Consider the following 11948-nt stretch of genomic DNA (forward strand, 5'->3'; position numbering starts at 1 on the left):
ACTCGTTGTTTAGGTATCTCGAATGTTTCAATTAAAGATTGTTTATGCCGTTTGACGAAATCTCCCAACCCTCTATAACCAAGACAACCACTCATTGTTCCCATGATTACTAGCAACAACACAAACCACAATGGATGTCTTTGTCCCTTTTTGGTGCGAAAATCTTTAATTTTTTTGAGTTCTTCAATCAAGCCTGCTGTCATAGATACCCCCGGACAATTTGTCGAAAGTCTGATTAGCGCTTGGGTGCGGCGTAGCCGCACCCTCGCTTAAGTTTGTTACCTCAGTTTCGATTGAATCATTTTTCTTCCAAGAATGAAACAGCCCTGCCTGTCAACGGGGTGTAGGCAGTAAATTCATCATCACTGGACGGGGTGGTTTACCACCTAGCCCCAATGAAGCAACTAGCAGTGATGCTGTGCGAGTTGATTTAATCGAGCCTGCACCAGAGGGAAGCAGGGGAGCAGGGGAGCAGAGACGCAGGGGGGCAGATAAGAAAAGGAAGTCTTCAATTGCTAAATCAATTGTGCCTGCTCAAGGATGGATATTCGATAAAAATGGTGACGTGATGCTGACAGGTTATGACCCCACTGGCACAAGTTCGCAACGTCAACTGAATTCAGATGGTTGTCCAGCACCTTGAATTAATTCGTAATTCGTAATTAAACGTGGTGTGCAATTTTCTCTCAAACCTAACCCCCAACCCCTTCCCTTGTAGGGAAGGGGAGCAAGAGTCAAAGCCTCTACCCGTCGCGGGGAGAGGTTTGGAGAGGGGTTAAGCCAAAGCCTGGAATTCACATATTTTTAACCCATAAAGAAAATATTGACAAGGAAGGCAGAATATGTGTATTAAACTGTCTGACCTAGTTCAGAAATTACAGAATCTAGTTAAAAGACTATACACCAGCCGATCACCTACAGTAAGCAAATGGCGATCGCTTATCCTATTAATACTTTTATTTGTCTTCTCATTAAGCATTCCCCTGGTTGCTCACCAAGTCTCGGCATCAACCCTCATCATTCAAACTCAACAAAATCCCTTACAACTGGTAGAACAAGCCAAAAAACTCTACACTACCGGACAATATGAGCAGGCGGCTTTGGTTTGGCAACAAACCGCAGAAGCTTTTGCGGCTCAAGGGGATAAGCTCAATCAGGCAATGGCTTTGAGTAATCTTTCCCTCACTCAGCAACAACTGGGTAAGTGGGATGAAGCAAAACAGGCGATCGCAACTAGCCTTCAACTCCTCGAAACCCAGGAGCAAACACCAACGCAACGCCGCATCCAGGCGCAAACCTTCGATATTCAAGGAGAGCTAGAATTAGGAATGGGGCGATCGCAAGAAGTCCTGAAAACTTGGCAACAGGCAGCTGATATATATAAGGATATCGGCGATAAACAAAGTTTCACCCAAAATCAGATTAACCAAGCTCAGGCAATGCAAGAATTAGGACTTTATCGGCGAGCTTGTGAAACATTACTAGCAGCTTTAGAAATTGAGCATCAAGACCTTAATATCTCAGAACAACAACTACAAAACCTGAGCGCAAAACTTGCAAAAACAGGAAAGTTAGCATCTTTACAAATCGTGGGATTACGTAGCCTCGGTGATGTTCTACGAGTGATTGGTAATAGAAAAGATTCCGAACTGGTTTTAGCAGAAAGTTTAAAATTAGCACAACAATTAGGTGAGACTCAAAACTTGGCTGCAAGCTACCTCAGTTTAGGTAATACATTTTTGACATTGGGTAATCAAAAAGCCCAAACAGAAAAAATTACCACGCCAATTACATTCACATCATCTCAAAACTGCATAGCACAAGCAAATAATACAGCTGTCGAACTATACCAACAAGCAGCAGCCTGCTATCACCAAGCTGAGTTATCCCCTGATGCCAACACTAGCACCAAGGCACAACTAAATTTACTCAGCCTTTTAATCCAGACTCAACAATGGGCTGATGTATCAACACTACTACCTAAAATTCAACCCCAACTAAATCAATTGCCTATTAGCCACAAAGCTATATATGCTCAAATAAATTTGGCACAAAATCTCATCTGTCTGAAATCAGCAATAAATCCACAAATATCTCAATTATCATCCCCTCTACTTCAGCAATGTGGAGTAACCCAGAAAAAAATAACTAACACTGGGGATAATACCTTGCCACCTTCATTGATTCCTGCATGGGAAGATGTGGCAAAAATTGTCACCATTGCTCACAACCAAGCTCAAGTTTTACAAGACAAGCAAGCAGAAGCCTACGCTTTGGGTTATTTAGGCGGAGTTTACCAAGAAATTGGAGACATCACTCATGCTCAAAGGTTGACCGAACAAGCCTTGCGGTTAGCTTCTTCCTTCAATGCGCCACATATTGCCTATCGTTGGCAATGGCAATTAGGACGGCTGGGACGAATTCAAAATAACCAACAACAAGCCACTAGTGCTTACACAGGAGCCTTTGAAACTCTCAAATCATTACGTAAAGACCTGACTGCTGTCATTAATCCAGAGGTGCAATACACTTTTCGAGACAGTGTAGCACCAGTTTATCGAGAACTTGTCGATTTACTGTTGCAAGGTAACAACTCTCAGCAAAAAAACCTCAAACAAGCTCGTGATGTAATTGAGGCTCTTCAATTAGCAGAATTGGATGATTACTTTCGAGATGCTTGCATTCAAGCTAAACCACAACAGATTGATCAAGTCGTAGATAAAACCACTCCCACAGCCGCAGTTTTGTATGCAATTACCTTGCCAGAACGCTTAGAGTTAATCTTGAAATTGCCAGGTCAAGAAAAGTTAGAACACTACACCACAAAAGTTACTCAAGAAGAATTAGAAAAAAACTTGCAACAACTAATAGAGCGTCTCAACGATAAAACCAGCTTTGCTTACGAAATTCAAGCTTTATCTCAAAAAACATACGAATGGTTAATTCAACCAGTACAAACTAAGTTAGCCAAGAATCAAGTAAAAACCTTAGTATTTGTCTTGGATGCAATGTTAAGAAATATTCCTATGGCAGTCTTATATGACCGCCCCAGTCAAGAATATTTAGTGCAAAAATATGCTTTAGTTCTCACTCCTGGGCTGCAACTTATTAATCCTCGCCCTCTAGCAAATGTCCCCTTAAAAGCCATACTAGCTGGTATAAGTAAAGAACTTAATTTTACTGAAGAAAATGAGTATTTTCATAATCTTGAGTTCGTACCTAATGAATTAGGAGAAATTGAGAAGGAAATTGAAAATCATGAAAAATTGCTAGATCAAGATTTTAGGAAAAATACACTACAACAGAAGTTAGGAACTGCCAAGTTTACTATTGTTCACTTAGCAACTCATGGAGAATTTAACTCTGACCCCGAAAAGACTTTTATTGCTACCTGGGATCGCCTAATTAAAATCAAAGACTTGGATAGTTTACTGCGAGCAGGCAAAACAAATCAACCAATTTCTATCGAATTACTTGTTCTCAGTGCTTGTGAAACAGCCACAGGAGACAGCCGCGCCACTCTGGGGCTAGCTGGCGTTGCTGTGAGAGCCGGAGCGAGAAGTACATTAGCAAGTTTGTGGTCTGTAAATGATGAATCTACATCTGAACTCATGGGTGAATTTTATCGTGAGTTAGTCCATGCGAATGGCAGAAAAAACATGAGTAAAGCAGAGGCTCTGCAACAAGCTCAGTTAGCTCTGTTAAAAAATCGTGATCCTAATAAACAATGGGAACGCCCTTATTATTGGGCACCCTTTGTTTTAGTAGGAAATTGGCTGTAAATAATTTGTAATTTTTATTTTTGGAGGTTAATATTCCGTCTGCTCAATCACTAATAAATGCCAAAATACCCCTCCCCAACCATCTCCTTGGAAAGTGCGCGTAGCGCGGGTGGGGTATCTGTCGCAAGCATTTTTTAATTTAGTATTAGTTTTCTTCCAGTTGGCGATTTAGACACCAACTGGAACAGTTCTGAATTTTGATTATTTAACTTTGGGGAATTACAGTATCAAAATTAGATTCTTGACCTAGCCTTTCTAAACCAATACCTTCAACTTTTAATAAATCAACCCATTCTTGTTTTAAAGTTGGGTCTTGTGGGTGTTGACGACGGCGTTCAGCTAAATTTGTCAATGCGTCATACCAAATCCGATTATCTAAATAACTTTGGTAATCCTTAGTTATAGCGGAACTAAGGCTGACTCGTTTGATTGATCCCCCTACATCAAAACTCTTACCACTATTACAAACAAGCCGAAAATACCAATTGTAAACTTTATCCTGTTGCAGGGCATTTTGAGGTTTTGAAGGCAAAGTAACACCAACAATTCCCGGCGTTGATTGTATTGTATATTTAGTTCTATCTAAGGTTTTTTGTGCTGCTTCATCCTGCAATACTAGCTCAACGTATTTGATATTTCTCGGATAATTAGGAACATATACCCAAAAAGTAGGATACTCAGAGACAGTTAATGCCCATGTTGCTGTTTTAGGAACCAAAGCAGTTAGTTCTTTTTTTTCTATACCGTCACAATTGCCACGACTAGCTGCATCTGTTTGCCGATTTGGTCTACCCGTGCCAGAAAAATCAAGTTTTGGTTTGCGGGCTAAATTTGCTAAATGAAAGTTGGAATTGATATTTGATTTAGTAGACTCTGCTAAAACTGATATGGGATAGCTAGTTAAGCCAACCACTACCAAAGAGACAGAAAAGACAAGAGAATATTTTTGAACAATTAACTTTCTTCTATTCATAATTTCCTCTAAATGCTATCAACTGTTGCTAGAGGTGCTCTGCGAATACGCTAAAGCAATGGCTACACACGCTGAAGTGAGAAACAAACCCAGAGTCGGGGGTATAAGCGGCAACCAGCCACCCTGAGTAAAAGCAAAAAAACATAGTCCGTATAAAATGGTGATCGCTATACCTACAACCAGAGTCCGCCTCAATGGCGATCGCCAATACTCAATTAATATCCCGACAACCAAAGCCCAGAGCCAAACCCATATGATTTCCCAAGCTTGCGGCCACCACCACAACAAAGGTCTTTGATCTAACACAGCACTAATAATTTGACTCACCATGTGTGCCTGAATTAACACTCCTGGCATTTCTGTACCATAGGGAGTCATATGGAAATCTTTAAAACTTGGGGCAGTAGTACCAATTAAAATAATGTGATCGTTGATAAGGTCTGGTAGCTGAGCGTCCTTTGAGCCATCAAGGATCTGTGTCAGTGTAATCTGCTTTGCAATTAATTCACCAAACTCACTTGAGCGGTAATTTAGGAGAATGCCTAGCTGTTCTGGTTTACGAAATTCATAACCACCAGCATTTGAAACTAATTTATGAAAAATCACCTGGCCAATTTGCAAGCTCATATCTGAAGTCTGTTTGATTGACCCGATCTCTTCCTCTTGTTCAAGGTAACGAAGCACAACCCGCAGACTAAATGATTGATCTGTAGGACATCATTGGTCACAAGTTAAGCTAAAAGCACTTTTGTCAATAAGTACAAATGCTCGTATTTGTCGGAGTGAAAAATTAAAATGTGGCGCTATTTATTAAGGGAGGGTTGGAAAAAAAATTCTTCGGGGCTTCGTTGAGTAGCAGGAAAGGGGGAGACAATCAGCCTGGTATTAGGTTTTCGCTCTCGCTTGACAATTCCTAAATCCCGATTTTTGGGGTCAGCAAAATACTTAATTGGGTCTGACTCTAATCCTTTTTCATAAGCTACAGAAAAATGATACATACCTCGATAAATCATCTCTAAAGAAATATGCTCGAACGGTATTTCTAATTCATCTGCTACTCCATCTCCTAAATCTACTAAAATCGCATAAAATAGCCAAGTTCCCCAGATTTGTAATTGCACTCCATTGAGAGAACCAGTCCATAAATAACTTAAACATAGTAAGCGTTTCACCGTACAAAACGTATCCTCAATTCGCCAGCGTCTTCGATATAAATCTGCTACTACATAAGGGGGTAAAATTTGGGGTTCAAGTACACTAGTTAGATAGGAATGCCATGTCTTTCCTGACCGAATTTCTACTAACCTTACAGTGACAATAGGTGTTTTTTTTGTGCCAGAACCTATCTTAATAATACGGTCTTTGATGTCATAACTACTGGTTAATACCTGCTCTACTTGATAAGATGCCCCTTTCTTTATCCGAGTAATAAAATCAATTTTTCTGTTAATTAGTTCTTGCCAAAAAGTAAAATGATAGAAGCCTCTATCTAGCAGCAATAAGGTGTTGGCTTTCACTAATCTAAGTAAATCTCCCTCCCAATGAGTATCTGCTTGCTTGGGATTTGTCCAAAACAAAATTTCTACAGGGAGATGAGTTACTAAATCCATTAGTGTTCCCATTTTTCCCGCTAGTTGACCCTTTGGCGCATCTTCTAAACTTTTTAGTTTACAGAATAATGCTTCCAATGTTGAACCGTCTGCTATCCATATCCTTTCAAATCTTTTTAATGTAAATTGTATGCTTTCTGGTAATGGTCGAGAGCTTCTCAAAGACCATGCGTTTCTCAGATGAGGTAGTAATTCTTTAAAGACTCGTTCAAATAAAATGGCAGGAAAAGTTAAAAATCTTTGCGATAATGCTTGTTGTCTAACTTTTTGGGGTTCACACCACAAAAATCCCTCTCTGTTTAATAATCGGGTTAATTCTTGTACCCCAGGAACTTCTCGCCACAATAAAGTTAATACGGCGGCCACCATTAATGGTAGGTTGAGAATCCTGTCTCTTAATTTCAGTTGGCGGTAGTAGCTTTTTTGGGCAGCGATGGCTGGAGTTAATAGGTTTTCTAACCGACTGGCGATCGCTTCATTTTCCAGTTGCGGACGATTCTTCTTCTTCGCATGGTCTCGGTTAATGCTCTTGGTGCTACTCATGTGGGTTTAAGGGATGTCTCAATTCCTTTTTGGATATAGCTTGAGCGCCTATTTTACCGATTTTTGACATACCCCCTTGACAATTGGCTCTTTTTCTTAACTTGTGACCAATGGTGTCTCCTCGATATTCGTTCTGGGTTGGAACAGGAGGAGGAAGAGCCGCAAGATTGAAACTCCCTATTTATTCGCGATGATATCTCGCGAATTATTTTTCTCTCTCTATTTTTGCAAAATTGGGATGCTCCCATCTCGACCAGTATGTACAACAGGTTTTAGGGCATAAATCAATTGCGACAACTAAAGACATCTACAGCCATATTTTAGATGAGATGACTTTAGAAGCTTACTTAAAAAATGAGAGTGACTAATGACCTTCGAGCAATGTGTCCAAAAAGGCTCCGCCATTTTTGTCAAGGAGGAAACTATGACAGCAGAATTATCTGTTGAAACACTACACCACCGGGTACAAAATTCGGAATTGGGCAGGGAAATTATTGATAACCTTTTGATAGAGCAGGATATTTGGTTACTCACAACACTTGGTTATACTGAACAAGAATGCCGAATTTCTGGAAATCGCTATCTTTACTTCACAAAGTTTAGTTTGCAGTGGCTAAAACTGTTGGCAAAGCTAACAACCAAAGCAGCAGTCAGAGAAGGTCATTCACTAGGTCGAGTAGCGATTGTAGTTAATATTTTAAAACAGTTGGATAATTTTTTGCTAGAAGTTGGATGCACCCAACCTCAAACTATAACCGACCCGCTTTTACAACAGTTTATAGACCAAAGTAATAGCAGAGAAAGACGGACAACTATACTCTATGCAACCAAGCTATGGGCAGAAGAACGATGGCTGAAAGTTTTATATACTCCTCGCAGAGCCAAACAATCTCACCCAAAAATCAAGACAATTCCAGAAGAAGTGTTGTATCAACTCTATGAAAAGTTTGACCTATTTCCACCAAATCTAGAAAGATTATTTCGGTTGCAATTGGTGTTAGGATGTCGAATTGGAGAAATGTTAACGATGCCACGCCAATGCCTTAAGTTTGAAGGTAATCATTGGTTTTTGTTACGTTGGGTACAAAAACGTAAGCACTGGCGATTTTCTCAAATTCATCCATTAGTAGCGGAATTAGTGCAGTCACAACAGCGATTTCTAAATAATCAATTCGGTGAGAATTGTAATTTTGAAAATTTGTTCTGCAAAACTTCTGCTGCGGTAATGGATGGAGCTAAAGTTGGGGGAAGATTTCAAGTAGAACCAGTCTATAGCCCACAAATCATAACTTATTCATCTATACATGAATGGTTAAAAAGCTTTAGTGAAGCAGCTTGTTTAAAAGACAAATATTCTAATAGATTCTACCTAACCAGCCATATGTTCCGTCGCACTAAGGCTAGTATTATGGCTCATTGTGAAGCGGAAGATGAATACATAGCAGCTGTTCTGGGTCATAGCTCTCTGGATATGTTGCCTCATTATCGTCAGTATTCTCTTGTTCGGTTAGAGAAAGAAGCTCAAACTAAAGGCTATGTGGATATGTACGGTCGAGTGACGACAATCAAACCCAAAAAATTGCGATATGAAAGATTGGCTGACTTACTCAAAGTCAGCACCCCGCTAGGAGAATGTCACCGTCCTACGATGCTAGGGGATTGTCAGTATCGCTACGCCTGTTTGGGCTGCATTCACCATCGGGTTACTCTATTCGACAAGCCTAAATTAGAAGCTGACATCAAGAATTTAGAACAAGACTTAGAACAAGCTCGAATTGCAGAAAAACAAAGACGGGTAACTGAAATCCAACGTTTATTAGAGCTACTAAGCAACCGTTTGGGAGGCTTGAGAGAACTAGAAAATTTTATAGAGGATGAAGCTAATGGGAACACGTAAGTATCCTGCTATCTCTATACACCCAACTCTACACGAACATCTAGAGGTAGACTGGCAACGGGAATATCATGACGAATTCCGTTGTCCCCATTGCCAGACAGGTAGATTTACAGTATTCCAATATCGTCAAAATGCTACTTGCAAGTTTGGTCTTGGGTGTAACTCTTGTGGAAAAGAAATTCGCTTAACTTGTAAACTTCCTGGTGTTGAGCGCAAACATCCACCAATTTCAACTCACCCAACTGTTGATGGCTCCTTACAAATTAACTGGAAACAAGAATATCAGGGGGAATTTAGTTGTCCACGTTGTCACTCAGGACAACTCAAATACTTTATCCATCAGAAGAATGTAATGTGTCATCTTGCTTTAAAGTGTAAGTCTTGTCGCAAGAACACTAATCTTACTTGTAAAGTTCCAGTTCAAATTTTTAACTACAGATCCAATATAACTTGTCCTAATCCCCTCTGTACTCAATTGGGACCAGATGGGCATAAAGGATGGATTTATCGGATAGAACATCAAATTAGCCCCTATAGATGCTACTTTTGCGGCATCTGCTTCAACCCTAAATCAAAAGATTCCTCTAGCTGGGTTGGTAGTCAGCATCAGAATCAACTCTTACCCTTTTGTTTTGAGGAGGACATTTGGGATTTACGACACTTCTATCAAAGTCCTTGTGTGCAAACCCTCAACTTTGGGACTATTAAATCTCAATGGTATCGACTATTTTTGAAGAATTATTTTTATTTTTTGCTCTCAAGTAGAGTTTATAACTCTGCCACAAACATTTTAGCCTCCCAGACAACTCTACGCCAATTTGGTCTGATTATAGAGCAACGAAAATTAAAGCATCCTCACGATATTACTCGGGAAATAATATTATCTTTTTTGGATGTTTGTCAGACTAACAAAACAAGTACATTCCACAAAAAGCTAACAGAAATAAAAAACTTTCTTGAATGGTTGGATTTGGACACAGCACACCTGATTCGTCGTCGCGATTTTCCCAAAATTAGTCACGATGATGTTGACTGGTTAGACGAAGTAACGCGCAACGCTATCAAACTTTATTTAAATAAGATTCCTAATCCAATTGCTCGCCATTATTTAGTACAAGAATATACGGCTGCTCGTACATCGGATATCTGTCAAATAGCTTTTGACTGTTTAGTAGAAGAAGACGGCAAGTGGTATATCAAGTTCTACCAACACAAAGTAAATCGTTGGCATCGGCTACCTGCTACTCGTGAAATCAGACAGATAATTGAAGAACAACAAAATTGGATACAACAGACTTTTGGACAGGATTATCCCTATCTTTTCTGCCATTTTCGGGTCATAAGAAAGCTTTCTTACCCTGATTTTCCGAATCTGAAAGCTTTACCAAAACCCCCCAGAGTAGATGTAAAAAATAATCCAATGGTTCGTATCATTCGCTGGCTTATAGAGCTAGAAGATATCCGTGATGCCAATGGTCAACGTCCTTTGTTTACTGGAAAAATTACCCGTTCGAGTCGTTTACAAGAGGTTCGAGTCAAGCATGGTATAGAAGCTGCTCAACTTTATGCTGACCATGTTAGAAGTTCTACTACATTCGGGCATTATGCTCCACCAACTACTGAACAGATAGCTGAAGTAGACTTACCCTTTCAGGCTTTACTAATGAATCCTGATAACCGTTTCCTACCTTGGCAGAGTTTACCAGAAAGTCTATTGAAGAATCCTCAAGCCCATGAACTTGACATAGAAATTGCCCCAAGATTAGTCGTTTATGGTCACTGTAGTCTCGACCCCAAAATTCCCTGTCCTTATAATCTCTATCCCAAGTGTTATGGCTGTAGCAATTTCTGCCCCAGTACAGAAAAACTGCCGCTCTATCAGCGTCAATATTCAGCAGAGCAACAACGCATGCATTCATCTCAAATAATAGGAGCAGAACTCGCTTATGAAGAAGCCAAAACAACTATTGAAGCGATGGATAAATGGCTCAGTGAACTATTGAGGTTGGCAAATGAATAAAAAACTTCATCGAGAAAAACAAACTGCCGTACTTGTTCAAGCTCAACAGCAACGCAAACAGAAGAAAAGAGAACAGGTATTCTGTGCTATCCAACATCTACAAAATACTGGTCAACCTCTCACTTTTCCTAATATCGCACAAGTAGCAGGTTGTTCTGTCTCCTACCTTTACAAATGGCCTGAACTGACGGCTTACATCCACGATCTGCAAAATCACAAGACCACACAGCTTCAAGACTTAGAGAAAAAAGAACCCGGACCACACAGTCTCAAAACACTTCATGAAGTTTCAAAACAACGAATTCGAGAACTAGAAGCAGAAAATCAGGAGTTAAAACGTCAAAACCAGATGCTTAGAGGCCATGTTGCTGAGATATTCGAGCGGAGCTCGGAGTGTGAGCGTTTACGGGCGCAAATACTCAATTTGAGCGAACCATTACATACAGCAAAAGTCGTTCCGATTCAAACTAAGCCACACAGAGCTTCTAATACTGGCAATGACGACATACCACAGGCTATCGTTCAATCAATCCAACAGATGGGTATTAAGCTTGGAGTCAGGTTGCAACAAGAGATAAACAAGCATGACCAAAACAAAGTTGAACTTGCTATCAAAGCATTCCAGCAATACCGCAGCCAACGGGCAATCAATAATCCTCAGTAGATCACAAACTTTTCCCGAAAGGGCGATCGCTGCGGATTTTTGTAAGATAGGATACTTTTTGTTGTCATATTTATAAAAACAGTGCAGTAATTAATAAGTTACATTTATAAATGGTTGACAGTTTTGTTTTCAGCATATTAACTAGACGGAAGATAAACAGCTTGAATAACTTGATATTTTCGTTCAACAGCTTGACGCAAGAATGCTAACATCTGCTTCAGACCAAATAATTGATGATAAACGAGCCTTCCACCTCTTCTATTCAGGCTAATTTTTAACCAGAGAAGATAAACCCAAATATTAACTAAAAGGAAAGAAATGCCAACGAATAATAATCGAAGCGCTGGTTTTTTATTAGTGGTTCTAATTCGACATAAATTTTTTAACCGATAACTGCTTTCAATTCCAAATCTTTTTCGATAGTGTTGATGTATGTAAGATAAACTAGTTTTTACTTGA

The 11948-nt window shown here is 39.8% G+C and carries 9 protein-coding genes and 1 pseudogene; 5 read left to right on the forward strand and 5 right to left on the reverse strand.

Going from position 1 to position 11948, the window contains the following annotated elements; translation table 11 throughout:
• Nucleotides 1-203 (reverse strand): transposase family protein (locus B4U84_RS25885; RefSeq protein ID WP_131121025.1); only part of this gene is annotated, 203 nt, incomplete at its 3' end.
• Nucleotides 204-418: 215 nt separating this feature from the next.
• Here B4U84_RS25885 and B4U84_RS30855 point away from each other — a divergent pair.
• On the forward strand, nucleotides 419-643 hold the full coding sequence (locus B4U84_RS30855; RefSeq protein ID WP_165490352.1) for a hypothetical protein: 225 nt from the start codon (nucleotides 419-421) through the stop codon (nucleotides 641-643).
• Between the two features lie 199 nt (nucleotides 644-842).
• Entirely contained in the window at nucleotides 843-3782 is a 2940-nt protein-coding gene (locus B4U84_RS25895) for a CHAT domain-containing protein (RefSeq protein WP_131121094.1), read from the forward strand.
• Between the two features lie 205 nt (nucleotides 3783-3987).
• Here B4U84_RS25895 and B4U84_RS25900 read toward each other — a convergent pair whose 3' ends face one another.
• The 3 genes from B4U84_RS25900 to B4U84_RS25910 form a co-directional block, all read right to left on the reverse strand.
• On the reverse strand, nucleotides 3988-4755 hold the full coding sequence (locus B4U84_RS25900; protein ID WP_131121095.1) for a DUF928 domain-containing protein: 768 nt from the start codon (nucleotides 4753-4755) through the stop codon (nucleotides 3988-3990).
• Between the two features lie 18 nt (nucleotides 4756-4773).
• Nucleotides 4774-5448 (reverse strand): CHASE2 domain-containing protein, encoded by a 675-nt coding sequence (locus tag B4U84_RS25905; protein ID WP_131121096.1) that lies wholly within the window; start codon nucleotides 5446-5448, stop codon nucleotides 4774-4776.
• Between the two features lie 110 nt (nucleotides 5449-5558).
• On the reverse strand, nucleotides 5559-6908 hold the full coding sequence (locus B4U84_RS25910) for an IS4 family transposase (RefSeq protein WP_131118587.1): 1350 nt from the start codon (nucleotides 6906-6908) through the stop codon (nucleotides 5559-5561).
• A gap of 367 nt (nucleotides 6909-7275) precedes the next feature.
• Between B4U84_RS25910 and B4U84_RS25920 the strand changes: the two genes are divergently transcribed.
• The 3 genes from B4U84_RS25920 to B4U84_RS25930 are packed head-to-tail and all read left to right on the forward strand — an operon-like array spanning nucleotide 7276 to nucleotide 11489.
• On the forward strand, nucleotides 7276-8805 hold the full coding sequence (locus B4U84_RS25920; protein WP_242677709.1) for a tyrosine-type recombinase/integrase: 1530 nt from the start codon (nucleotides 7276-7278) through the stop codon (nucleotides 8803-8805).
• Nucleotides 8792-10825, forward strand: coding sequence for a site-specific integrase (locus B4U84_RS25925; RefSeq protein ID WP_131121098.1), 2034 nt, complete (start codon nucleotides 8792-8794; stop codon nucleotides 10823-10825). Before B4U84_RS25920 ends, B4U84_RS25925 begins: the two co-directional genes overlap by 14 nt.
• Complete coding sequence (locus B4U84_RS25930; RefSeq protein WP_131121099.1) at nucleotides 10818-11489, forward strand: DUF6262 family protein; 672 nt, start codon at nucleotides 10818-10820, stop codon at nucleotides 11487-11489. Before B4U84_RS25925 ends, B4U84_RS25930 begins: the two co-directional genes overlap by 8 nt.
• Before the next feature lie 137 nt (nucleotides 11490-11626).
• Here the strand turns inward: B4U84_RS25930 and B4U84_RS31295 are convergent.
• A pseudogene (locus B4U84_RS31295) lies at nucleotides 11627-11948 on the reverse strand (ISH3 family transposase); the annotation flags it as partial.

The organism is Westiellopsis prolifica IICB1 (genome assembly GCF_004323185.1).
GTDB classification, from domain to species: Bacteria; Cyanobacteriota; Cyanobacteriia; order Cyanobacteriales; family Nostocaceae; genus Pelatocladus; species Pelatocladus prolificus_A.